The following is a 24,870-nucleotide window of genomic DNA, read 5'->3' as shown; positions in this document are numbered from 1 at the left end:
ATAACCCGCTCATTTGCAACGCTTTATAAGGTCTACAGATATGACGGTATGGCTGGTGGTGTCAATCCTTGCGGTGATGCTCAGCCCGCTTGCCTGGCTGCGCCAGTCGCGCAGGCAGGGCGAGCAGATGAACCTGCGCCTTGAAGCGCGGCGCATGGGCCTGGCCATGCAACTGGCACCCCAGCAGTGGCCGCACTGGCTCGAAAACGAGCCGCCAAGCCCCTGCCCGCAGTACCACCGGGCGCGCCGCCGTGGGCACGTGGACAGCTGGTGCTATTGGCAGATCACCCCGGGTGTGTGGTGGAACCAGTGGCGCGAGCCATGCGAGGACGCGCGTCTGGTCGAGGTCTTCGCGCGGTTGCCCGCCACGGTGTACAAGGTCGAGGCCGACAGCCGCATGATCGTCCTGTACTGGAGCGAGCGGGGCGATAAATCTGTTTTGCAGGATATTGCCTGGTTCTTCGACAGCCTCGCCTGACCCGTCCGTAAACGCACCGCGCCGCGCCAGAGCTGAACAGCTTTGGCGCGGCGCGGTGCGTTCTGCTGCGCAGAAAAAGGCCAGGCAGGCCGGAAACACTTGCAATCACAGGCAGTGTAGCCAGCGCCGTCCGGTGCGTTTAAATAATTGCAGCCGCCGTCGTTCGCCGATGGTCTATCGCTGACATGAATGATCGGCAATCACTTTCATCATGTTTCCTGCCCAGCGGGTAGAAGATGACTGGAAAGTCGCGTTTTCAAGGTGCGCGGGAGCATTTGACAACGTCGATCTTTTCGGAGAATGTGTGCACACCCAAATCAAACGGGCGTATGAATTGAGCGTTTGTATGTCAGACGGCTCTTACGAATCCCGATTAGCGCGCCGGCGGGTGTGCCTGGGGAGGGGATCGGAACCACCGGCCCTTTCGCCAGTGATCGGCGTGTACAGTTCAGCTTCCATATCGTGGAGATCAGTTGATGATTTACGAAGGTAAAGCCATCACGGTTAAGGCTCTTGAAAGCGGCATCGTCGAACTGAAGTTCGACCTCAAGGGTGAGTCCGTCAACAAGTTCAACCGCCTCACTCTGAACGAGCTGCGCCAGGCAGTGGACGCGATCAAGGTCGATGCGTCGGTCAAGGGCGTGATCGTCAGCAGTGGCAAGGACGTGTTCATCGTCGGCGCCGACATCACCGAGTTCGTCGACAACTTCAAGCTGCCCGAGGCCGAACTGGTCGCCGGCAACCTGGAAGCCAACCGCATTTTCAATGACTTCGAAGACCTGCAGGTGCCGACCGTCGTCGCCATCAACGGTATCGCCCTGGGGGGCGGCCTGGAGATGTGCCTGGCCGCCGACTACCGGGTCATGTCCAGCACTGCCAAGGTCGGCCTGCCGGAAGTCAAGCTGGGCATCTACCCAGGCTTTGGCGGCACCGTGCGCCTGCCGCGCCTGATCGGTTCGGACAACGCCATCGAATGGATCGCCTCGGGCAAGGAAAACCGCGCCGAAGACGCCCTGAAGGTCGGCGCCGTCGATGCCGTGGTCACCCCCGAGCTGCTCCAGGCCGGTGCCCTGGACCTGGTCAAGCGCGCCATCAGCGGCGAGCTCGACTACAAGGCCAAGCGCCAGCCGAAGCTGGAAAAACTCAAGCTCAACGCCATCGAGCAGATGATGGCCTTCGAGACCGCCAAGGGCTTCGTCGCCGGCCAGGCCGGCCCGAACTACCCGGCCCCGGTAGAAGCCATCAAGAGCATCCAGAAAGCCGCCAACTTCGGCCGCGACAAGGCCCTGGAAGTCGAGGCCGCCGGCTTCGCCAAACTGGCCAAGACTTCGGTCGCCGAAAGCCTGATCGGCCTGTTCCTCAATGACCAGGAGCTCAAGCGCAAGGCCAAGGCCCATGACGAGATCGCCCGCGACGTGAAGCAGGCCGCCGTGCTCGGCGCCGGCATCATGGGGGGCGGCATCGCCTACCAGTCGGCAGTCAAGGGTACCCCGATCCTGATGAAGGACATCCGCGAGGATGCCATCCAGCTGGGCCTGAACGAAGCCTCCAAGCTGCTCGGCAAGCGCGTCGAGAAGGGTCGACTGACCCCGGCGAAAATGGCCGAGGCACTTAATGCCATCCGTCCGACCCTGTCCTACGGCGACTTCGCCAACGTCGACATCGTCGTCGAAGCCGTGGTCGAGAACCCGAAGGTCAAGCAGGCGGTGCTGGCCGAGGTGGAAGGTCAGGTGAAGGATGACGCCATCCTCGCCTCCAACACCTCGACCATCTCCATCAACCTGCTGGCCAAGGCGCTCAAGCGCCCGGAAAACTTCGTCGGCATGCACTTCTTCAACCCCGTGCACATGATGCCGCTGGTGGAAGTGATTCGTGGCGAGAAGTCCAGTGACGTGGCGGTCGCCACCACCGTGGCCTACGCCAAGAAAATGGGCAAGAACCCGATCGTGGTCAACGACTGCCCGGGCTTCTTGGTCAACCGTGTGCTGTTCCCGTACTTCGGCGGCTTCGCCAAGCTGGTCAGCGCGGGTGTCGACTTCGTGCGCATCGACAAGGTCATGGAGAAGTTCGGCTGGCCAATGGGCCCGGCCTACCTGATGGACGTGGTCGGCATCGACACCGGCCACCATGGCCGCGACGTGATGGCTGAAGGCTTCCCGGACCGCATGAAGGACGAGCGCCGCTCGGCCGTCGACGCCCTGTACGAGGCCAACCGCCTGGGTCAGAAGAACGGCAAGGGCTTCTATGCCTACGAGACCGACAAGCGCGGCAAGCCGAAGAAGGTCGCCGACGCCACGGTGCTCGACGTGCTCAAGCCGATCGTCTTCGAACAGCGTGAAGTCAGCGACGAAGACATCATCAACTGGATGATGATCCCGCTGTGCCTGGAGACCGTGCGCTGCCTGGAAGACGGCATCGTCGCCACTGCCGCCGAAGCCGACATGGGCCTGGTCTACGGCATCGGCTTCCCTCCCTTCCGCGGTGGCGCGCTGCGCTACATCGATGCGATCGGGGTCGCCGAGTTCGTCGCACTGGCCGACAAGTACGCCGACCTGGGGCCGCTGTACCACCCCACTGCGAAGCTGCGCGAAATGGCCAAGAACGGCCAGCGCTTCTTCAACTGAGCGCCCAACGAGCTAGAGCGAGAATACTGATATGAGCCTGAATCCAAGAGACGTGGTGATTGTCGACTTCGGTCGCACGCCGATGGGCCGCTCCAAGGGTGGCATGCACCGCAACACCCGTGCCGAGGACCTGTCCGCGCACCTGATCAGCAAGCTGCTGGAGCGCAACGACAAGGTCGACCCGAAAGAGGTCGAGGACGTGATCTGGGGCTGCGTCAACCAGACCCTGGAGCAGGGCTGGAACGTCGCGCGCATGGCCTCGCTGATGACCCAGATCCCGCACACCGCCGCGGCGCAGACCGTCAGCCGCCTGTGCGGCTCGTCGATGAGCGCGCTGCACACCGCCGCCCAGGCGATCATGACCGGCAACGGCGACGTGTTCGTGGTCGGTGGCGTGGAGCACATGGGCCACGTCAGCATGATGCATGGCGTCGACCCCAACCCGCACCTGTCCTTGCACGCCGCCAAGGCTTCCGGGATGATGGGCCTCACCGCCGAGATGCTCGGCAAGATGCATGGCATCACCCGTGAGCAACAGGATCTGTTCGGCCTGCGTTCGCACCAGCTCGCCCACAAGGCAACGATCGAAGGCAAGTTCAAGGACGAGATCATCCCGATCCAGGGCTACGACGAGAACGGCTTCCTGAAGGTCTTCGACTACGATGAGACCATTCGCCCGGAAACCACCCTTGAGGGCCTGGCGTCGCTGAAACCGGCGTTCAACCCCAAAGGCGGTACCGTCACTGCTGGTACCTCGTCGCAGATCACCGACGGTGCTTCGTGCATGATCGTCATGTCCGGCCAGCGCGCCATGGACCTGGGGATCCAGCCGTTGGCGGTGATCCGTTCGATGGCCGTGGCGGGTGTCGACCCGGCGATCATGGGCTACGGCCCGGTGCCAGCCACGCAGAAAGCCCTCAAGCGCGCGGGCTTGAGCATCGCTGACATCGACTTCTTCGAGCTCAACGAAGCCTTTGCCGCACAGGCCCTGCCGGTGCTCAAAGACTTGAAAGTGCTCGACAAGATGGATGAGAAGGTTAACCTGCACGGCGGCGCCATCGCCCTGGGCCACCCGTTCGGTTGCTCTGGTGCGCGGATTTCCGGCACCCTGCTCAACGTCATGAAGCAAAATGGCGGTACCCTGGGCGTTGCCACCATGTGTGTCGGCCTGGGCCAAGGCATCACCACTGTCTTCGAACGCGTCTGATCGCGTTGCGGGACAGCAGCCGGGGCCTCGTGCCCCGGCTTTTGTTTTTTACAGGATTTGTTCAAGAGGGCGAGCGACATGCAGATACAACCTGGTGTGTACCGGCATTACAAAGGCCCTGAGTATCGCGTGTTCAGCGCGGCGCGCCATTCCGAGAGCGAAGAGTGGATGGTGTTCTACCAGTGCCTGTATGGTGATTACAGTTTCTGGGTCAGGCCGCTTTCGATGTTCCAGGAGTCCGTCGAGGTTGACGGCGAGCAGGTGCCACGCTTTGCTTTGGTCAAGGCCGAAGAAGGCTTGCCTGAGCAGCATGGCAAGGCGCACGAGTGATAGACCGCGCTTGACCTCACTCTTTTGCCACTATATATAGCGGTGCCGCGTCTGGCACCTGACGCGTTTTTCATCTTCAGATTCAGGAATACTCCGATCCATGGGCAAATCGCTGGTCATTGTGGAATCCCCGGCCAAGGCCAAGACCATCAACAAGTACCTGGGCAGCCAGTACGTGGTGAAGTCGAGTATCGGCCATATCCGAGACCTTCCCACCAGCGGTTCCGCCAGTGCGAGCAAGGAACCGGCGGCCAAGCGTGGCAAGGCGGCGGCCGAGGCCCCGGCCCTGTCGCCGAAGGAAAAGGCCCGGCGCACCCTGGTCGCGCGCATGGGCGTCGACCCTGAGGCGGGCTGGAAGGCCAAGTACGAGATCCTTCCTGGCAAGGAAAAGGTGATCGAAGAGCTGCGCCGCCTGGCCAAGGATGCCGACACCATCTATCTCGCAACCGACTTGGATCGCGAGGGGGAAGCCATTGCCTGGCACCTGCGCGAAGCCATCGGGGGTGACGACAGCCGCTACAAGCGCGTGGTGTTCAACGAGATCACCAAGAAAGCCATCCAGGAGGCGTTTTCCCAGCCGGGCGAACTCGATATCGATCGGGTCAATGCCCAGCAGGCTCGGCGCTTCCTTGATCGCGTGGTGGGCTACATGGTCTCGCCGCTGTTGTGGGCCAAGATCGCCCGCGGCCTTTCGGCCGGCCGCGTGCAATCCGTGGCGGTGAAGCTGGTGGTCGAGCGTGAGCGCGAGATCCGTGCGTTCAACCCGGAAGAATACTGGGAAGTCCACGCCGACCTGGGTACCGCAAAGAACGCCAAGGTGCGTTTCGAGGTGGCGCGCCAGCAGGGCGAGGCCTTCAAGCCGCTCAACCAGGCGCAGGCGATGGCCGCGCTGGAGCAGCTCAAGTCGTCGAGCTACAGCGTCAGCAAGCGCGAAGACCGGCCGACCAGCAGCAAGCCTTCGGCGCCCTTCATCACCTCCACCCTGCAGCAGGCCGCGAGCAATCGCCTGGGCTTCGGGGTCAAGAAGACCATGATGATGGCCCAGCGTCTGTACGAAGCCGGCTACATCACCTATATGCGTACCGACTCGACCAACCTGTCGACCGACGCCGTCGAGATGGCCCGCAGCTACATCGAGAACGAATTTGGCAAGCAATACCTGCCGGCCGCGCCGATCGTCTACGGCAGCAAGGAAGGGGCACAGGAGGCGCACGAGGCGATCCGCCCGTCCGACGTCAACACCCACCCGACCAAGCTCAGCGGCATGGAACGTGACGCCGAGCGCCTGTACGAGCTGATCTGGCGCCAGTTCCTGGCCTGCCAGATGCCGCCTGCGCAATACCTGTCGACCAGCGTCACCGTGGTGGCCGGCGACTTCGAGCTGCGCGCCAAGGGCCGTATCCTCAAGTTCGACGGTTATACCCGTGTACTGCCCCAGCAGAGCAAGCCGGGCGAGGACGACGTGCTTCCGGAAATGGCCCAGGGCGAGGTGCTCAAGCTGATTCAGCTGGACCCGAGCCAGCACTTCACCAAGCCGCCGGCGCGCTTCACCGAAGCCAGCCTGGTCAAGGAGATGGAAAAGCGCGGTATCGGTCGCCCGTCGACCTACGCGGCGATCATCTCGACCATCCAGGACCGCGGCTACGTGACGCTGCACAACCGTCGCTTCTACTCCGAGAAGATGGGCGATATCGTCACCGAGCGCCTGTCGGAGAGCTTCGCCAACCTGATGGACTACGGCTTCACCGCCGGCATGGAAGAGAACCTCGACGATGTGGCCCAGGGCGAGCGTGACTGGAAGAACGTCCTCGACGAGTTCTACGGCGATTTCAGCAAGAAGCTGCTGACCGCCGAGTCCAGCGAACACGGCATGCGTGCCAACCAGCCGACCCTGACCAATATCCCGTGCAAGGAATGCGGCCGGCCGATGATGATCCGCACCGCGTCCACCGGTGTGTTCCTTGGCTGCTCGGGCTACAGCCTGCCACCGAAGGAGCGTTGCAAAGCCACCGTCAACCTGGTGCCGGGCGACGAGATTGCCGCCGACGACGAGGGTGAGTCGGAGTCGCTGGTACTGCGTGGCAAGCACCGTTGCCCGATCTGCGCCACGGCGATGGACGCCTACCTGCTCGACGAAAAGCACAAGCTGCACATTTGTGGTAACAACCCGGACTGCGCCGGCTACGAGATCGAGGAAGGTAGCTACCGCATCAAGGGCTACGAAGGGCCGAGCCTGGAGTGCGACAAGTGCGGCAGCGAGATGCAGCTCAAGACTGGCCGCTTCGGCAAGTTCTTCGGCTGCACCAATCCTGCGTGCAAGAACACCCGCAAGCTGCTCAAGAGCGGCGAGGCGGCGCCGCCGAAGATGGACAAGGTGGACATGCCCGAGCTCAAGTGCGAGAAGGTCGATGACACCTACGTGCTGCGCGATGGTGCCTCGGGGCTGTTCCTGGCCGCCAGCCAGTTCCCGAAGAACCGTGAGACGCGGGCACCATTGGTGCTGGAGATCGTGCCGCACAAGCATGAGATCGATCCGAAGTACCACTTCCTCTGCGACGCACCGCAGAAGGATCCGGATGGTCGTCCGGCGGTGATCCGCTACAGCCGCAAGACCAAGGAGCAGTACGTGCAGTCCGAGGTCGATGGCAAGCCGACCGGCTGGAAGGCGTTCTTCGATGGCAAGGCCTGGAAAGTCGAAGACAAGCGCTGATCCAGGCTTCACGCTAATCGCGGGGCAAGCCCGCTCCCACAAGGCTCGAACGAAGCCTGTGGGGGCGGGCTTGCCCCGCGAGCGTTTGTGCTTGCGGTAGGGCGGGCCAATCCCCGACACTGCGGTATCGCCTTGCTGCTCATGGGAGGTCATCGAACATGGCCCAGGAACGCTACACCCGCACCAACCAGAAATTGTTCTTCGCCGGCCTTGCCCTGGAATCCATGGCCAGGGCCGAACAGAGCCAGGCGCTGAATGCCCAGGGCCTGATCCAGGCCGAGCGCGAGTCGGCGCTGTTCCACCTGTACGGTGGGCTGTTGGGCCTGTGCCATGAGATCGCGGGTTTCTACCGCTTGCCAGTGGCGGCCACGGTCGAGCAGGCCCTGGCCGAAGAAGCACTCAACAGCATCGCCATTCCCGAGGTAGGCGAAATGCTCGAGCTGGTCAGCCAACGGGAAACCTGGCTGGCGCAGCTGCTGGCGGCTTATGCCGATTTGTTCCGACCACCGGTCGCGAAGAAAACCGTCAAAACCGACGTCACCCAGCCGCTGATACAAGCCGTCAGCCTCGACGAACCCGAGCCGGTCGCGCTTTCCCGGGACGCGTTGCAGGCTTGGCGACAGGACCTCAAGGACTTGGTAAGGCGATTCCGCGACGCGCTCAGTGAGTGCTGACAGCTTCCATGGCTGGTACAATGCTGGCCTTTCGTGAAAAGCAGGCCCCTATATGTCAACGTCCTTTCTAGAAATTGTCGAGTTACCTGATGGCCGCATCGAGCTGCGCCGCGCCGAGGATGAAGGTTCCCTGGTAACCCTGGATTTCTCAGAGGATGCCAAGGCATTCCTGCAAGGACAGCATGTGGAAGTGGCCAAGGCCATGCTTAGCGTTGGCGTACAAATGGCGGGGCGCCTGGTGGAGGGCGACTTCGAGCGTGAAGAAGGGCCGCGCGTGCTTCACTGAGTCGCTGCAGACGCCACGTCAGCGGCTGCGGATTTCAAGCATTTGACAGGCAAAGCCTGAACATCAGCCGAGGCGGATGTTCAGGCTTTGTGCGTTTCCGAGGGCGGCGGCGCGCAGCAGTTGCTGGCGTGCGCTGCTGCTGACGCTGGGGAACCAGCTGACCACGGTATGGCTGTGGCCCAGGCGCAGGGCTTCGCAGGCCAGTTGCAGCGGGGTTTGCTTGCCGCCGGGTTGCAGGATGAGGATGCGCTCGCGGTTCAAGCCCGCCTCGCGCAGCCAGGCTTGGGTCAGGCTGCCAGGCGGGGCGATCAGGGTCAGCCAGCGGCTGTCGTCTTCTTCGCTGAGTTCGCGCAACACGGGCGCCAGCAGGCTCTGGCAATGCCCCGGGGCGCCGCGCAGGGCCAACTCGCTGTACAGCTCCGGCTGGCTGCTTTTGCGCGGCGTGCTGCCGGGCTTGAGCCCCGGCAGCACCGGCTGGGCGAGGAAGGCCTCGAACAGCGGCAACTGGGCGGGTGTGTGCGTGTGGGTGAAAGGCTGCATGACGCCTCCTGGATCAGCGGCGCAGAACGCCGACGCTCAAGCCCTCGATCACCAGCTCCTGTTCCTTCAGGTCGACTTCGATGGGGGCGAATTCGGGGTTTTCGGCGATCAGCCAGACCTTGTTGCCTTCGCGCTTGAAGCGCTTGACGGTCACTTCATCGCCGATACGGGCCACCACCACCTGGCCGTTGCGGGCTTCGCGGGTGGTGTGCACGGCGAGCAGGTCGCCGTCGAAGATGCCGATGTCCTTCATGCTCATGCCGTGTACGCGCAACAGGTAGTCGGCGCGGGGATGGAAGAAGGCCGGGTTGATGTTGCAGGATTCCTCGATGTGCTGTTCGGCGAGGATCGGCGCACCGGCGGCGACCCGGCCGATGATCGGCAGGCCGTTGTCTTCGTCCTTCGGCTCCAGGCCTGGGATGCGGATGCCGCGCGAGGCGCCGGGGGTCATCTCGATGGCCCCTTTGCGAGCCAGGGCCTTGAGGTGCTCCTCGGCGGCATTGGGCGACTTGAAGCCCAGCTCCTGGGCGATCTCGGCGCGGGTCGGCGGGAAGCCGTTGGCCTCGAGGCAGCGTTTGATGAAAGCCAGAATCTCGGCTTGGCGTGGCGTCAGTTTCAGCATGGGCGAGGGCTCTGTCTTTTTATACAGTGACTGGGATTATATACAGTGCCGGGCGCTCTGCAAGCTACTTGCTGCAAGAAATAGCCAGCCCTGGGCCTGTCGTGTCGCTTGCAGCTTGCAGCTTGGCGCATTTAAATGGCGACCGGCCGGTCATCCCACCTTGACAGGGACAGCCTTGAAACGTATGTTTCAAACAACTGTTTGTCAGGCGGAGTAGTCATGGCCCAATCGGAAACCGTAGAGCGCATCCTCGATGCGGCGGAGCAGCTGTTCGCGGAGCGCGGGTTCGCGGAAACCTCGTTGCGCCTGATCACCAGCAAGGCCGGGGTCAACCTGGCGGCGGTGAACTACCACTTCGGCTCCAAGAAGGCCCTGATCCAGGCGGTCTTCTCGCGGTTCCTCGGCCCGTTCTGCGCCAGCCTGGAGCGTGAGCTGGAGCGCCGCCAGGCGCGTCCGGAGCAAAAGGCCAGCCTTGAAGAGCTGCTGGAAATGCTGGTCGAGCAGGCGCTCGCCGTGCAGCCGCGCAGCAACAACGACCTGTCGATCTTCATGCGCCTGTTGGGCTTGGCCTTCAGCCAGAGCCAGGGCCACCTGCGGCGGTACCTCGAAGACATGTACGGCAAGGTGTTCCGTCGCTACATGCAGCTGGTCAACGAAGCCGCCCCGCGTATCCCGCCACTGGAGCTGTTCTGGCGCGTGCACTTCATGCTCGGCGCGGCGGCATTCAGCATGTCTGGCATCAAGGCCCTGCGCGCCATCGCCGAGACCGATTTCGGCATCAATACCTCGATCGAGCAGGTGATGCGCCTGATGGTACCGTTCCTCGCCGCCGGCATGCGCGCCGACAGCGGCGTCACCGACGAGGCCATGGCCTCGGCGCAGCTGCGCCCGCGCAGCAAGACCAGCGCCCCGGCCAAGGTCTGAGCACTGGGCGGGGCAGGGCGCTTCGGCTAAGCTAGCGTCCATGCCTGAAACGCCTCGCGCCGCACGACCTGCCGGCGCGCTTCCCGCCACACTGAACCATCGGGCCCAACGCGGTCCGATGGCAGTGTGCGCCCTGGATTTCCAATGAAGGACTCCCTATGACTGTCAGCCTGCAAGGCTCCCTGATGGTGGATATCGCCGGTAAATGGCTGACCGCCGAAGATCGCCATCTGCTGCGCCAGCCCGAAGTGGCCGGCTTGATCATCTTTGCCCGCAACATCGACAGCCCGCGCCAGGTGCGCGAGCTGTGCGCGTCGATCCGCGCCATCCGTCCCGAGCTGATCCTGGCGGTCGACCAGGAGGGTGGGCGGGTCCAGCGCCTGCGCCAGGGTTTCGTGCGCCTGCCCGCCATGCGCGCGCTCGCCGACAACGCCAACGCCGAGTACCTGGCCGAGCAGTGTGGCTGGCTGATGGCGACCGAAGTGCTGGCGGTGGGCCTGGACCTGAGCTTCGCCCCGGTGCTGGACCTCGATCACCAGCGCAGCGCCGTGGTCGGCAGCCGCGCCTTCGAGGGTGATCCGCAGCGCGCCACCGCGCTGGCCGGCGCGTTCATTCGCGGCATGAATGCCGCCGGCATGGCCGCTTGTGGCAAGCATTTCCCAGGGCATGGCTGGGCCGAGGCCGACTCGCACGTGGCGATCCCGGTGGACGAGCGCAGCCTGGAGCAGCTGCGCGCCGTGGACCTGGTGCCGTTCAGCCGCCTCAGCGGGCAGTTGGCGGCGGTGATGCCGGCGCATGTCATCTACCCGCAGGTGGACAACCAGCCCGCGGGCTTTTCGCGTCGCTGGCTGCAGGACATCCTGCGCGGCGAGCTGGGTTTCGACGGGGTGATCTTCAGCGACGACCTGTCGATGGCTGGCGCGCATGTGGTGGGAGATGCTGCCAGCCGTATCGAGGCGGCGCTGAGCGCGGGCTGCGACATGGGCCTGGTGTGCAACGACCGGGCGGCGGCCGAGCTGGCATTGAGCGCGGCGCAGCGCCTGAAGGTCAAGCCGTCGCCGCGGATCGCGCGGATGCGTGGACAAGGCTTTGCCCGCACCGATTACCGCCAGCAGCCGCGTTGGCTGGAGGCGCTGGGGGCGTTGCAGGAAGCGCAACTGGTCGATTGACCTGGCCGCCGCATCGCCGGGCAAGCCCGCACCCACGAGGCCCTGGAGCGCGTGGGCGCGGGCTGTTATCTACTACTTCGCTTGCCCGGCAGCGGCGCGAACAGCGCCTCGATTTCCTCGTCGCCCAGCCGCCATTGCCCGGCTTCCCCGCCATCGAGCAGGCCCGCGGCCAGCGCGGCCTTTTCTTGCTGCAATAACTGGATTTTCTCCTCCACGGTGCCGCGGGTGATCAGCTTGAAGACGAACACCGGCTTGTCCTGGCCAATGCGGTAGGCGCGGTCGGTGGCCTGGTTCTCGCTCGCCGGGTTCCACCAGGGGTCGTAGTGGATCACGGTATCGGCGGCGGTCAGGTTCAGCCCGGTGCCACCGGCCTTGAGGCTGATCAGGAACACCTCGCTGTCACCATTCTGGAACTGCTGCACCGGAGTGCGCCGGTCACGGGTGTCACCGGTCAGCAGGCTGTAGCGGATGCCGCGCTTCTCCAGCTCCGGCTCGATCAGCGCGAGCATCGAGGTGAACTGCGAGAACAGCAGGACCTTGCGCCCTTCGCTGAGCAACTCCTCGAGCATCTCCAGCAGGCTGCCCAGCTTGCCCTTGTCGGCGAAGCTGCCCTTGGCCTCGGCGCTACCCTTGACCAGGCGCAGGTCGCAGCACACCTGGCGCAGCTTGAGCAGGGCGTCGAGGATGATGATCTGGCTGCGTGCGGCGCCATTGCGGGCGATCTCGTCACGGACCTTCTTGTCCATCGCCACGCGCACCGCCTCGTAGGTATCGCGCTGGGCGTCGCTGAGCTCGACCCAGTGGACCATCTCGGTCTTGGGCGGCAGTTCGGTAGCCACCTGTTCCTTGGTGCGGCGCAGCAGGAACGGGCGGATGCGGCTGGCCAGGTGGGCCATGCGCTCGGTGTCGCCGTGGCGCTCGATCGGCGTGCGGTAGTCGTGGCTGAAGCGCTTGCTGTCGCCGAGCCAGCCGGGCAACAGGAAGTGGAAGATCGACCAGAGTTCGCCGAGGTTGTTTTCCATCGGCGTGCCGGTCAGGCACAGGCGCTGGTTGGCCTGCAGCTCGCGCACGGCGCTGGCGGCCTTGCTGGTGCTGCTCTTGATGTTCTGCGCCTCGTCCAGCACCAGCAGGTGCCAGGCTTGCGCCTTGAGGTGCTCGAGGTCGCGCGGGGCGAGGGCATAGGTGGTCAGCACCAGGTCGTAGTCGGCTAGCTTGGCGAAGTGCTTGGCCCGGCCGGGGCCGTGCAGGGCCAGCACGCGCAGGCCGGGGGCAAAGCGCTGGGCTTCGTCGAGCCAGTTGGGCACCAGGCTGGTGGGCATCACCGCCAGCGCCGGCTGGGTCAGGCGCCCGGTTTCCTTTTCCAGCAGCAGGTGGGCCAGGGTCTGCAGGGTCTTGCCCAGGCCCATGTCGTCGCCGAGGATGCCGCCGGTGCCCATCTCGCGCAGCGCCTGCAGCCAGTTCAAGCCCTGCTGCTGGTAGGGGCGCAGGGTGGCGTTGAGCCCTTTGGGCGGCGCCACCTGCAGGTCGCGGGCGTCACGCAGGCGGCGGCCCAGGTCGCGCACATGGCTACCGCCTTCCCAGTGCAGGGGCAACTGGTCGATATCGTTCAGACGCGCGGCGTCGGCGCGCTCCAGGCGCACGCTGGGGCCGACCGCGTCTTCGTGCAGGTACAGCTCGCCGAGGGTGCCCATCAGGGCCTTGATCCGCCCATAGGGCAGGGCCACGCGCAGCGCCGGGCTGTCGTGGCGGGCGCGGTTGAGGTCGATCAGCAGGTGCTCGTCGTCATTGCGCCGGGCCAGCTCGCTGGGGCGCAACAGCTCGGGGCTGGCGCGCAGCAGCTGCAGCACGATCGGCAGCAGGCTGTGGCGCTGGCCGTCGACGACGATGCCCAGCTCCAGGTCGAACCATTCATGCCCCGGCGCTTCGTCGATGGTGGCGTACCAGTCGTCGACCTCGTGCAGGTTGAAGGCGAAGTCGCGGTGGGTGTCGATTATCCACCCGGCCTCGCGCAGGCGTGGCAGACCCTCGCGGGCGAAGCGCAGCCAGGCCTCGTCGTCGGGCAGTTGGTACATCTCGCCGGCGCTGTCGGGCAAGGCCTTGCTCTGGCGGGTGGCCGGCTTGAAGCCATGCTCGCGCAGCGCCTTGCGCAGCGCCTGTTCGGCTTGGGGCTGGCGGCGGATGCGTTGGCTGGTGGTGCCGACCAGGCGGCTCAGCGCCTTGTCGTCGGAGCCGCTGGCGCGCAGGCCGTCGTAGTCGAACGACAGCGCCGCGCGGTGTTGCATCTGCCGTTGCATGCGCCCGGTCTTGGGCGTGTAGGCACTGAATTCGAGGCTGCCCAGCGCCAGGTGGGGCACCGGTTCGATGCCCTCGAGCTGTTCCTGCTGCACGCTGGTGGGAGTTGGCAACTGGTGATTCAGGGCGTTGAGCTTGTGGCTGAGGGGCACGATGAGGTGTTCCGGTACAACGGGTGCGAGGGACAGCTGCAGAGCAGTGTGCGGGTCCAGGTCATGGCTGACGGTGCCGATCTGTTGGGTCTCGATATCGAAATAGAACAGCGGTATCAGCGCCAGTATGCACTCCAGCGGCTGCTCGGCGCTGTACCACCTGCCCCGGTAGTCGCCGCTGTCCAGGCGTACCCAGCGGAACTGCGCCTGACGCTCAGGGCCCTGGCGCAGCAGTGGCAGTTCGTCGACGAACATCAGGCGTCCGGTATCCAGCACCCGTTGCAACAGCTCGCCCCCTTCATGTCCCTTGAGGGTGTAGCCACGTTCCTGGCCGTAGGGGGCGTTCTGCGCGGACAGTTGGCGCAGGATGCGCAGATCTTCTTCCTTGACGAACTTCGGCGGCTCGTAGAGCAGTTCGTAGAGCGACTGCACCCGGCTGTAGCGGATGCCGTGTTCTTCGCGGGTGCCCTTGCGCACGCGCAGCACGCAACTGTTGTGGTCTTCGTCGAGCTGCAGTTGATAGCAGACCATGCGCCCGCGTTTGTCTTCTGCCGCTTGCTGTGCCGGCTCTGGTCGCTCCAGGCCCTGCAGCCACTGTTGCAGATGATGGGGCAGTTGATCGCTGGCCGGTGGGGCGCCCTGGTAGCTGTTGGCCACGGTGAAGAGCGCGGCGGCGCAATGCTTGCAGTTGTGGCCGACCGGGCATGAGCAATTGCCGCGCACATGGCATTGTCCAGAAGGGCCGGCCGTCATGATGATCCGCTGGCTGTAGACATTGCCGCCGCTGCCCAGGCAACTGGCCACGATGCGCGAATCGCCGTGGGATTGGATCTTCACCAGCCCCTGCTCGGCGTAGCGCTCGCCCCGTTGCAGGGTGGCAGCGGAAAAGTCGCGCTTCCAGCTTGGATTCTCGGCGGCCAGTTTCTGCACGTCGGCGTTCACGGCATCACGGCTCCATTTCCGGGTCCGGCAGCGGTATCTTGCGCGCGCCGGCCGGCGACACCTTGAGCAGCACGGCCAGGTGCCCGCCGTCGAGGAAGGTCAGTTGGCCGGCCTTCATGTTGCTGTTGCTCTGCTTGAATTGCTCGCTGCGCAGCACGCTGCCGTTGTCGTCGAGCTGATTGACCCAGAGGTTGGCGTCGACGGCGATGAAGCGGTTTTCCTTGATGGTCAGGTTGCCTTCGATGGGAAAGTGGCCGAACTGCCCTTCACCGGCGCTCAGGGCGACGCTGTCGCCGTCCTGTTGCCAGGCCTTGTGCAGCAGTACGGTGTAGTCGGCGGTGGCCTGCAGGCGGGTGGCCTCGTCGCCGAGGGCGGTCGGGCGCTCGGCGCCCTGTTCCAGGCGGGGCGCGCCGGCGCTCCAGTTTTCCGGGGCGAACGGGCTGGTGATGGCCGGCACGGCGTTCTGCCGCAGCAGGAGCATTTCCACCTGATAAGGGCCTGCGGCGAAGGCTGCCGGGGTGAGCAACGCCAGCAGCAGGGGCAGGCAACGGATGGCACGCATGGAGCTTCCTTAGTTCGGTTGTGGGGCGAGACGCTCGAACAGCGCCTCCAGGGTGTTGAAGCGTTCTTCGGGGCGTTCCATCGGCACCAGGAAGCGGAACTGGGTTGCGCCTTCGAACTTGTAGCGTTTGGGCTGGCCCTGGATCAGCTTGATCAGGGTCAGCGGGTCGACCGGTGTTTCGGCCTCGAACTCCAGCTTGCCGCCGTTGGGGCCGGCGTCGACCTTCTTGATGCCGAGCTTTTCCGCCTGCAGCTTGAGCAGGGTCAGGCGCATCAGGTTCTTGGTCGGCTCCGGCAGCAGGCCGAAGCGGTCGATCATCTCTACCTGCAGGTCCTTCAGGCCCTCTTCGTCGGTCGCCGAGGCGATGCGCTTGTACAGGATCAGGCGCGCGTGCACGTCGGGCAGGTAGTCCTCGGGGATCAGCGCCGGCAGGCGCAGGTTGATCTCCGGGCCGCCGCCCAGCGGCTGCTCGAGGTTCGGCTGGGCGCCCTTGCGGATGGCCTTGACCGCGCGCTCGAGCATTTCCATGTACAGGGTGAAACCGACGGCCTGGATCTGCCCGCTCTGGCCCTCGCCGAGCAGTTCGCCGGCACCGCGGATCTCCAGGTCGTTGGTGGCCAGGACGAAGCCTGCGCCCAAGTCCTGGGTGTTGGCGATGGCCTCCAGGCGTTTCTCGGCATCGCTGCTGATCTGCTGGCGCGGGGGCGTCAGCAGGTAGGCGTAGGCCTGGTGGTGGCTGCGTCCGACCCGGCCGCGCAACTGGTGCAACTGGGCCAGGCCGAACTTGTCGGCGCGCTCGATGACGATGGTGTTGGCACTCGGCACGTCGATGCCGGTCTCGATGATGGTCGAGGCGATCAGCACGTTGAAGCGCTTGTGGTAGAAGTCGCTCATCACCTGTTCGAGTTCGCGTTCGCGCATCTGCCCGTGGCCGATGCCGATGCGCGCCTCGGGGACCAGCTCGGCCAGTTCCGCGGCGCATTTCTCGATGGTCTTGACGTCGTTGTGCAGGTAGTACACCTGGCCGCCGCGCAGCAGCTCGCGCAGCAGCGCCTCCTTGACCGTGCTCTTGTTCTGCTCCATGACGAAGGTGCGCACCGACAGGCGCCGTGCCGGCGGGGTGGCGATGATCGACAGGTCGCGCATGCCCGCCACCGCCATGTTCAGCGTGCGCGGAATCGGCGTCGCGGTCAGGGTGAGGATGTCCACCTCGCTGCGCAGCGCCTTGAGCTGTTCTTTCTGGCGCACACCGAAGCGATGTTCCTCGTCGATGATCGCCAGGCCCAGGTCCTTGAAGCGCACATCGTCCTGCAGCAGCTTGTGGGTGCCGATGAGGATGTCGATCTTGCCTTCGGCCAGCTCCGCTGCGGCGCTGGCGACTTCCTTGGCCGACTTGAAGCGGCTCATCACCTCGACCTTCACCGGCCAGTCGGCGAAGCGGTCGCGGAAGCTGTTGTAGTGCTGCTGGGCGAGCAGGGTGGTGGGCACCAGCACCGCCACCTGGCGGCCGCTGTGCACGGCGATGAAGGCGGCGCGCATGGCCACCTCGGTCTTGCCGAAGCCGACGTCGCCGCAGACCAGGCGGTCCATGGGCTGGCCGGCGAGCATGTCGGCGCGCACGGCCTCGATGGCAGCCTGCTGGTCGGGGGTTTCCTCGAACGGGAAACCGGCGCTGAAGGTGGCGTAGTCGGCGGCCGGGTCGGCGAAGGCATAGCCCTTGCGCGCGGCGCGGCGGGCGTAGATGTCGAGCAGCTCGGCGGCGACGTCGCGCACTTGCTCGGCGGCCTTGCGCTTGGCTTTTTGCCAGGTTTCCGAACCGAGCCGGTGCAGCGGCGCCAGGGCGTCGTCGCTGCCGGTGTAGCGGGCGATCAGGTGCAGGTTGGCCACCGGCACGTAGAGCTTGGCGTTTTCGGCGTACTCGAGGGTGAGGAACTCGGCGGCCTGGCCGTCGATCTCCAGCGTGGCCAGGCCCAGGTAACGGCCGACACCGTGGTCGATGTGCACCACCGGGGCGCCTTCGCGCAGCTCGGTGAGGTTCTTGATCACCGCGTCGTTGGCCGCCTCGCCGCGTTTCTCGCGGCGCCGGCGCTGCATCACGCGCTGGCCGAACAGCGGGCTTTCGGCAACCAGGGCGATGGCCGGGTCTTCCAGCAGCAGGCCGTCGTCCAGCGGCGCGATGGTGATCGCCAGGCGCGCCTTGCCGGTGACGAAGTCGGCCCAGTTCTCGACCGTCTGCGGGCGTACCTTGAGGCGCTCGAGCAGCTCCAGCAGCACTTCGCGCCGGCCGGCGGACTCGGCGGTGAACAGCACCCGGCCACTGAACTGGTCGAGGAAGTTCGCCAGCTCCGCCAGCGGCTGGTTGGCCTTGGCCTCGATCGCCAGGTTGGGCAGGGCGCGGGCCGGGAAGCGCTCGCGGCCGGCGCCGGCGTCGAGTTCCTCGCTGCTGACCACCACCCGCGGCCATTGCTTGAGGCGGGCGAAGCAGTCCTCCACCGGCATGAACAGCTCGGCCGGCGGCAGCAGTGGGCGGGTCAGGTCGCCGCGGCGCTCTTCATAGCGCCCGCGCACATCGTTCCAGAAATGTTCGGCGGCCTGCTCCACGCCAGGCAGCGAGAACACCTGGGTGTCTGCCGGCAGGTAGTCGAACAGGGTCGCGGTTTCTTCGAAGAACAGCGGCAGGTAGTACTCGATACCGGCCGGGATGATGCCGCTGGTGAGGTCCTGGAAGATCGCGCTGCGCCGGAAGTCGACGTCGAAGCGTTCGCGGAACCGCGCCTTGAAGCGGGTCACCTCGTCCTTCTGCATGGGGAACTCGCGGGCCGGCAGCAGGCGTACCGAGTCGACCTTGTCGATCGAGCGCTGGCTCTCCGGGTCGAAAGTGCGCAGGGTTTCGATCTCGTCGTCGAACAGGTCGATGCGGTACGGCTGCTTGCTGCCCATGGGGAACAGGTCGATCAGCGCGCCGCGCACGGCGAACTCGCCATGCTCGTACACCGTGTCGACGCAGCGGTAGCCGCTGGCTTCCAGGCGGCTGCGCATCTGTTCGACGTCGATCTTCTGGCCGACGTCCAGCACCAGGCTGCTGCCCAGCAGGAAGCGCGTCGGCGCCAGGCGGTGCAGGGCGGTGGTGATCGGCACCACGAGGATGCCGTGGTCCAGCTCCGGCAGCCGGTAGAGGCTGGCGATGCGCTGCGAGATGATGTCCTGGTGCGGCGAGAACAGGTCGTAGGGCAAGGTTTCCCAGTCGGGGAACGGCAGCACCGGCAGCTCGGGCGCGAAGAAGCGCAGCTCTTGCTCCAGGCGGTCGGCGGCCTGGCTGTCGGCGGTCAGCAACAGGGTGAAGCGACCAGCGGTACTGGCCGCCTCGGCGACGGCCAGGCTCAAGGCCGCGCCGGGCAGGTTGCCCCAGGTTTGTTTGCCGGCCGTGGCCGACAGTTTCGGTAGGCGCAGAACTGACACGGGAGATTGGACTCCAAGCGTTGCGGCAAAGAGACCGATTGTACCGGTGAGCGGGCGCGCTGTCAGGCTTGTGAAGGGCGTGGCGGTCGCCTCTGGCGCCGGCGACAGGCGCTCATTGCCCGATACGCCGCGGGGCGTCATAATGTAGCCCCTTTTTTGTTCCCCTACATGTGGAAGGTTACCGTGACTCAGAAGCCCGACCAGTGTCTTGGTGAGTGGATCGATCGTGAAGCCCTGGCTGAAGCGATGATCCCGCTTATCGGTCAGCTCTACCGCAACAACAACGTGGTGAGCTCGATCTATGGCCGCAGCCTGATCAACCGTTCGGTTATCTCGATCCTCAAAGCCCACCGCTTTGCCCGTCACCGTCAAACCGACGAGACCGAGCTGTCGGTCCACGAGACATTCCCGCTGCTCAAGGCCATGAGCGAGCTGAAACTGGGCGCCGCTTCGGTCGACCTGGGCAAGCTGGCCAACAAGTTCAAGGCCCAAGGCAATGGTCGCAGCGCCGAGCAGTTCGTCCGTGACGAACTGGCCGACGTGGTGGGGCAGCAGAACGCCAGCGCACGCAAGGGCACCGATGTCGTCCTGTACGGTTTCGGCCGTATCGGCCGCCTGCTGGCGCGCATCCTCATCGAGAAGACCGGTGGCGGCGACGGCCTGCGCCTGCGCGCCATCGTCGTGCGCAAGGGCGCCGAGAACGACCTGGTCAAGCGCGCCAGCCTGCTGCGTCGCGACTCGGTACACGGTCCGTTCGACGGCACCATCGTCATCGATGAAGCCAACAACACCATCACCGCCAACGGCAACCTGATCCAGGTGATCTACGCCAAGAGCCCGAGCGAAGTCGACTACACCCAGTACGGCATCAACGATGCGCTGATCGTCGACAACACCGGTGTCTGGCGTGACGCCGACGGCCTCGGCCAGCACCTGGCCTGCCCGGGCGCTGCCCGCGTGATCCTCACCGCACCGGGCAAGGGCGCGCTGAAGAACATCGTGCACGGCATCAACCACGGCGACATCAGCGCCGACGACAAGATCATCTCGGCGGCGTCCTGCACCACCAACGCCATCGTGCCGGTGCTCAAGGCCATCAACGACCAGTACGGCATCGTCAACGGCCACGTCGAAACCGTTCACTCGTTCACCAACGACCAGAACCTGATCGACAACTTCCACAAGGGCAGTCGCCGTGGTCGCGCCGCGCCGCTGAACATGGTCATCACCGAGACCGGTGCCGCCACCGCTGCCGCCAAGGCGCTGCCGGTGCTCAAGGGCAAGCTGACCGGGAACGCGATCCGCGTACCGACGCCGAACGTGTCGATGGCCATTCTCAACCTGAACCTGGAGAAGGCCACCAGCCGCGAAGAGCTCAACGAGTACCTGCGCCAGACCGCCATGCACTCGGAGCTGCACAAGCAGATCGACTACGTCAGCTCCCAGGAAGTCGTCTCCACCGACTTCGTCGGCTCGCGCCACGCCGGTGTGGTCGACGCCGAGGCGACCATCTGCAACGACAACCGCGTTGTCCTGTACGTCTGGTACGACAACGAGTTCGGCTACAGCTGCCAGGTTGTACGCGTGATGGAAGACATGGCCGGTGTGAACCCGCCAGCGTTTCCACGCTGATCCGCTTGTAATGCGTTGAGAAAACGGGAACCTTCGGGTTCCCGTTTTTTTTTGCTCCTCGCATCAGTGCGATCGTTGTAGGAGCGGCCTTGTGTCGCGAAAGGGCCGCAAAGCGGCCCCAGGTTTTCAACGTCACTGCCACAATTGCCGGGGCTGCTGTGCAGCCCTTTCGCCACACAAGGCCGCTCCCGCACCGTCCGCGCAGGCCGGTCAACCGAGAGATCCATATTGCGCACCGTTCTTCTGTTCTGCCTGTTGTTGCTGTCAGCCTGCAACCAAGGCCCCACCCTCGAGCGCTTCGGCGGCCCGACCATGGGCAGCAGCTACAGCATCCAGTACGTGCGCCAACCCGGCGGCCCGGCGCCCGAGCAGGTGCAAGCCGAGGTCGAGGCCATCCTCCAGGCCATCGACAGCCGTTACTCCACCTATCGTGGCGACTCCATCGTCAGCCGTTTCAACCAGTTACCGGCCAACCAGTGCCTGGTCATCGACCGCGACATGGGGACGCTGCTCCGTTTCGCTCAGCAGTTGGCCGAGCAGAGCCAGGGGGCCTACGACCTGACCGTCGAGCCGCTGCTCGACCTCTGGGGCTTCGGCCCCCAGGCGCGCGAGTTGCAGGTGCCCGAACCGCAAGCCCTGGCCCGGGTGCGCCAGCGTGTCGGCTATCGCCACCTGCGCCTGGCGGGCGACACCCTGTGCAAGGACGCCCCCATCGAGCTGGACTTCAACAGCATCGCCGCCGGCCATGCCGTCGACCTGATCGCCGCGCGCCTGCAGGCCCTGGGTATCGACAATTTCCTTGCCGAAGCCACCGGCGAGCTCAAGGCGCTGGGCCGCAAGCCTGACGGCAGCCCCTGGCGGGTGGCCCTGGAACTGCCCCGCGAGGACCGCCAGGTCGCCCGCCAGGTCATCGCCGTGCACGGGTTGGCGGTATCGACCTCGGGTGACTATCGGCATTATTTCGAGGACAATGGCCGGCGCTATTCGCACACCTTCGATGCCCGCCTCGGTCGTCCGGTCGGCCATGACCTGGCGGCGGTGACGGTGCTCGACGCCAGCGCGCTGCGCGCCGATGGTTATTCGACCTTGTTGTTGATCCTCGGGCCGCAACAGGGTTGGGACTTCGCCATGGCCCATGGCATTGCCGCCGTGCTGGTGACCCGCAGTGGGGGTGGCTTCGTCTCCCGTTCCACGCCTGCGTTCGAGCGGGCGCTGAAAGACGAGTGAAAGGCAAGCCACGGATGATCGCCGCCAGGGACCCGGTGGAACCACATGTAGTGCAGGCAACAGTGGCCTACGACGCGACCAAGGGTTAATGTGCGCGGCGTTCACGCTTGATTAGACTGCACCCGAATTTTCTCATGGCGCCCAGTCGCCATGATCGCGCCCCGCGGCCACCCGGCCGGCGGGCCAGTTCTGAAGGAGTACGCATGGCTGTCTACAACTACGACGTAGTGGTGCTGGGTTCCGGCCCGGCCGGTGAGGGCGCGGCAATGAACGCCGCCAAAGCAGGGCGCAAGGTGGCGATGGTCGACAGCCGTCGCCAGGTCGGTGGCAACTGCACCCACCTGGGCACCATCCCGTCCAAGGCGCTGCGTCACTCCGTGCGGCAGATCATGCAGTTCAACACCAACCCGATGTTCCGCGCCATCGGCGAACCGCGCTGGTTCTCCTTCCCCGATGTGCTCAAGAGCGCCGAGAAGGTGATCAGCAAGCAGGTGGCCTCGCGCACCGGCTACTACGCGCGCAACCGCGTCGATGTGTTCGTCGGCACCGGCAGCTTCGCCGACGAACAGACCATCGAAGTGGTCTGCCCCAACGGCGTGGTGGAAAAGCTCAACGCCAAGCACATCATCATCGCCACCGGCTCGCGCCCGTACCGCCCGGCCGACATCGACTTCAACCACCCGCGGGTCTACGACAGCGACACCATCCTCAGCCTCAGCCATACCCCGCGCAAGCTGATCGTCTACGGTGCCGGGGTGATCGGTTGCGAATACGCCTCGATCTTCAGCGGCCTGGGCGTGCTGGTGGAGCTGGTCGACAACCGTGGCCAGTTGCTGAGCTTCCTGGACTCGGAAATCTCCCAGGCGCTGAGCTACCACTTCAGCAACAACAACATCACCGTGCGCCACAACGAGGACTACGATCGCGTCGAAGGCCTGGACAATGGCGTGATCCTGCACCTGAAATCGGGCAAGAAGATCAAGGCCGACGCCTTGCTGTGGTGCAACGGCCGTACCGGCAACACCGACAAGCTGGGCCTGGAGAACATCGGCATCAAGGTCAACAGCCGTGGCCAGATCGAGGTCGATGAGACCTACCGCACCAGCGTGGCGAACATCTACGGCGCCGGTGACGTGATCGGCTGGCCGAGCCTGGCCAGTGCCGCCCACGACCAGGGCCGTTCGGCTGCCGGCAGCATCGTCGACAACGGCAGCTGGCGCTTCGTCAACGACGTGCCGACCGGCATCTACACCATCCCGGAGATCAGCTCGATCGGCAAGAACGAGCAGGAACTGACCCAGGCCAAGGTGCCGTACGAAGTGGGCAAGGCGTTCTTCAAGAGCATGGCCCGCGCACAGATCGCCGGCGAGCCGCAGGGCATGCTGAAGATCCTGTTCCACCGCGAGACCCTCGAGGTCCTCGGCGTGCACTGCTTCGGCTACCAGGCCTCGGAGATCGTGCACATCGGCCAGGCGGTGATGAACCAGCCGGGCGAGCTGAACAACCTCAAGTACTTCGTCAACACCACCTTCAACTATCCGACCATGGCCGAAGCCTATCGGGTGGCCGCCTACGACGGCCTGAACCGGCTTTTTTGAGCGGCTCCGGCCGGTGGCCTGAGCCGGTCGGGGAGACCGATTTCAGCCCTACCCGAGGGTGGTCTTGGCCAAACCGGGAAAGTCTGTGATCAGGCTGTCCACGCCAAAGTCGGCGAGCCGGCGCATCAGCGCCGGTTCGTTGACCGTCCACACCGACACGTGCAAGCCCTGGCGCTGCGCCTTGATCAGGCGCTCGGGGGTGCACAGCGTCCAGTTCAAGGCGAGCATCTCGCAGCCGTAGTTCTGCGCGACCTTCAGCGGGTCGAGCCAGGCGTATTCGGCCACCAGGCCGCGCTTGACGTCCGGCACCAGCTCCTGGGCGGCGCCCAGCACTTCCCGTGAGCTCGAGGTGATGGTCACCTTGTCCAGCAGGCCATGCTGCTGGGCCAGCTCGCGAATCGCCAGCACGGTGCTGGCGGCGCGGGTGCGCGAGGCGCTCTTGACCTCCAGTTGCCAATGCTCGAACGGGCACTTCTCGAACAGTTCCTCCAGCCGCGGGATGGGGCAGGGCTGCACATGGCCTGGGCCGCCTTTGCGCGCATCGTAGGTGACCAGGTCGGCGGCGCTGTGCTCGACCACCTTGCCGCGCCGGCCGGTGGTGCGCTTGAGGGTCGGGTCGTGGATCACCATCAGCTCGTTGTCGGCCGACAGGTGCAGGTCGAGTTCGCAGCGGTTGACGCCGTGCGCCAGGCACTGGCGGAAGCTCTGCAGGGTATTCTCGGGTGCTTCGCCCTTGGCGCCGCGGTGGCCGTAGATAAGGGTCACGTTCGTTCCTTCAAATTCAGGTGAAAGGGCTCAGGACGCGGGGTCGTTCTGTTCCAGTGCCTGGCGCCGCTGCTGTTGCTGGCGTTGCAGGATATAGCGCGCCAGCAGCTGGCGCTGGGCGTCGGTCATGTCGGTGAACTCGGTGCCCACCTCGAAGCCGCCCTCGGGGCGCGGATCGCAGTGGGTGACCCGGCCGCGCAGCAGCAGGCCGTGGGCGCGGGGCATCAGCACCATCTTCACTTTCACCCGGGTGCCCGGGGCGATCTGCTGGTGCTGGGCGAACTCGATGCCGCCTTCGGAGATGATGACCGGTTGCGGCTGGCCGATCTCGCCGATCAGCGTCTGCGCGACCACGGCGCTGAGCAGGTCGAGGCGCTTGTTCTGCGCACGCAAAAAGGCGGCGAGGGTACGGTCCTTCTCGCTCAGCTGGCGCAACAGGTGCTGTGACTCGAAGTCGGACAGGTGTAGTTCGCTGAGCAGGTTGAACAGCTCGGAATCATCCTGCAACAGTTCTGTTTCAAGGGCTTCGGCCGCGCTGAGGGGGCTGATTTGGAGTGCGATCCGATCTTCGATGCGGTAGTATTCGCGGCGATCTTCTTCGTCTAATGTCGTCATGGCGAACCCAAGGTTACGGCGGTGGTCCGAGTGTAAAGCCGCCGTAGGCGCCTCGCCACAAG

At 65.0% G+C, this 24,870-nt stretch carries 19 protein-coding genes; 12 read left to right on the top strand and 7 right to left on the bottom strand.

The genetic code is table 11. The features are described 5' to 3' along the window. Positions 1–40: 40 nt before the first annotated feature. From NJG22_RS10565 to NJG22_RS10535, 7 genes are all read left to right on the top strand, one after another. Positions 41–478, top strand: coding sequence for a hypothetical protein (locus NJG22_RS10565; RefSeq protein WP_253094384.1), 438 nt, complete (start codon positions 41–43; stop codon positions 476–478). A gap of 476 nt (positions 479–954) precedes the next feature. Continuing rightward, complete coding sequence (fadB, locus tag NJG22_RS10560) at positions 955–3,102, top strand: fatty acid oxidation complex subunit alpha FadB (protein ID WP_253094383.1); 2,148 nt, start codon at positions 955–957, stop codon at positions 3,100–3,102. A gap of 31 nt (positions 3,103–3,133) precedes the next feature. Beyond that, a complete protein-coding gene (gene fadA, locus NJG22_RS10555) occupies positions 3,134–4,309 on the top strand; it encodes an acetyl-CoA C-acyltransferase FadA (RefSeq protein WP_253094381.1) in 1,176 nt (391 codons plus the stop codon). Positions 4,310–4,387: 78 nt separating this feature from the next. Further along, on the top strand, positions 4,388–4,639 hold the full coding sequence (locus NJG22_RS10550; RefSeq protein ID WP_253094379.1) for a DUF1653 domain-containing protein: 252 nt from the start codon (positions 4,388–4,390) through the stop codon (positions 4,637–4,639). Between the two features lie 100 nt (positions 4,640–4,739). Beyond that, complete coding sequence (gene topA, locus NJG22_RS10545; protein WP_253094377.1) at positions 4,740–7,349, top strand: type I DNA topoisomerase; 2,610 nt, start codon at positions 4,740–4,742, stop codon at positions 7,347–7,349. Positions 7,350–7,507: 158 nt separating this feature from the next. After that, positions 7,508–8,023: a DUF6586 family protein gene (locus NJG22_RS10540; protein ID WP_253094375.1), complete on the top strand. Its 516-nt coding sequence runs from the start codon at positions 7,508–7,510 to the stop codon at positions 8,021–8,023. Positions 8,024–8,075: 52 nt separating this feature from the next. Next, positions 8,076–8,309 (top strand): hypothetical protein, encoded by a 234-nt coding sequence (locus tag NJG22_RS10535; protein WP_023630868.1) that lies wholly within the window; start codon positions 8,076–8,078, stop codon positions 8,307–8,309. A 63-nt stretch (positions 8,310–8,372) separates the two neighbouring features. Here NJG22_RS10535 and sulA read toward each other — a convergent pair whose 3' ends face one another. Together sulA and lexA are read right to left on the bottom strand one after the other, a co-directional pair. After that, positions 8,373–8,849 carry an SOS-induced cell division inhibitor SulA gene (gene sulA / locus NJG22_RS10530; protein ID WP_253094374.1) on the bottom strand — a complete coding sequence of 159 codons (477 nt, stop codon included), beginning with the start codon at positions 8,847–8,849 and terminating at the stop codon, positions 8,373–8,375. Positions 8,850–8,862: 13 nt separating this feature from the next. Continuing rightward, positions 8,863–9,471 (bottom strand): transcriptional repressor LexA, encoded by a 609-nt coding sequence (gene lexA / locus NJG22_RS10525; RefSeq protein ID WP_253094372.1) that lies wholly within the window; start codon positions 9,469–9,471, stop codon positions 8,863–8,865. A 219-nt stretch (positions 9,472–9,690) separates the two neighbouring features. On the opposite strand from lexA, the gene NJG22_RS10520 reads away from it, so the two are divergent. Next, complete coding sequence (locus tag NJG22_RS10520) at positions 9,691–10,395, top strand: TetR/AcrR family transcriptional regulator (protein WP_253094369.1); 705 nt, start codon at positions 9,691–9,693, stop codon at positions 10,393–10,395. A gap of 170 nt (positions 10,396–10,565) precedes the next feature. After that, positions 10,566–11,564 (top strand): beta-N-acetylhexosaminidase, encoded by a 999-nt coding sequence (nagZ, locus tag NJG22_RS10515; protein WP_177414228.1) that lies wholly within the window; start codon positions 10,566–10,568, stop codon positions 11,562–11,564. Between the two features lie 65 nt (positions 11,565–11,629). On the opposite strand, the gene NJG22_RS10510 is transcribed toward nagZ, so the two are convergent. The 3 genes from NJG22_RS10510 to mfd are packed head-to-tail and all read right to left on the bottom strand — an operon-like array spanning position 11,630 to position 18,971. Beyond that, the gene (locus NJG22_RS10510; RefSeq protein ID WP_253094367.1) at positions 11,630–14,950 is read right to left on the bottom strand and encodes a DEAD/DEAH box helicase; all 3,321 of its coding nucleotides are present in this window, start codon (positions 14,948–14,950) and stop codon (positions 11,630–11,632) included. Between the two features lie 4 nt (positions 14,951–14,954). Beyond that, positions 14,955–15,512, bottom strand: coding sequence for a CsiV family protein (locus tag NJG22_RS10505; RefSeq protein ID WP_253094366.1), 558 nt, complete (start codon positions 15,510–15,512; stop codon positions 14,955–14,957). 9 nt (positions 15,513–15,521) lie between these two features. After that, the gene (mfd, locus tag NJG22_RS10500) at positions 15,522–18,971 is read right to left on the bottom strand and encodes a transcription-repair coupling factor (RefSeq protein WP_253094365.1); all 3,450 of its coding nucleotides are present in this window, start codon (positions 18,969–18,971) and stop codon (positions 15,522–15,524) included. Between the two features lie 168 nt (positions 18,972–19,139). On the opposite strand from mfd, the gene NJG22_RS10495 reads away from it, so the two are divergent. The 3 genes from NJG22_RS10495 (at position 19,140) to sthA (ending at position 23,428) form a co-directional block, all read left to right on the top strand. Beyond that, positions 19,140–20,603, top strand: coding sequence for a glyceraldehyde-3-phosphate dehydrogenase (locus NJG22_RS10495; RefSeq protein ID WP_253094364.1), 1,464 nt, complete (start codon positions 19,140–19,142; stop codon positions 20,601–20,603). A gap of 228 nt (positions 20,604–20,831) precedes the next feature. Continuing rightward, complete coding sequence (locus NJG22_RS10490) at positions 20,832–21,830, top strand: FAD:protein FMN transferase (protein ID WP_253094363.1); 999 nt, start codon at positions 20,832–20,834, stop codon at positions 21,828–21,830. Between the two features lie 203 nt (positions 21,831–22,033). Next, positions 22,034–23,428, top strand: coding sequence for a Si-specific NAD(P)(+) transhydrogenase (gene sthA / locus NJG22_RS10485; RefSeq protein ID WP_217853745.1), 1,395 nt, complete (start codon positions 22,034–22,036; stop codon positions 23,426–23,428). Positions 23,429–23,476: 48 nt separating this feature from the next. Here the strand turns inward: sthA and NJG22_RS10480 are convergent, their stop codons facing one another. Beyond that, positions 23,477–24,193 (bottom strand): glycerophosphodiester phosphodiesterase, encoded by a 717-nt coding sequence (locus NJG22_RS10480; RefSeq protein WP_217853746.1) that lies wholly within the window; start codon positions 24,191–24,193, stop codon positions 23,477–23,479. Positions 24,194–24,223: 30 nt separating this feature from the next. Then, positions 24,224–24,808, bottom strand: a complete 585-nt coding sequence (locus NJG22_RS10475) for a PilZ domain-containing protein (protein ID WP_253094362.1) — start codon at positions 24,806–24,808, stop codon at positions 24,224–24,226. Positions 24,809–24,870 lie beyond the last annotated feature (62 nt).

This window comes from Pseudomonas sp. VA159-2, assembly GCF_024126635.1.
GTDB classification, from domain to species: Bacteria; Pseudomonadota; Gammaproteobacteria; order Pseudomonadales; family Pseudomonadaceae; genus Aquipseudomonas; species Aquipseudomonas muyukensis.
This window is presented reverse-complemented; position numbering and strand designations above follow the sequence as displayed.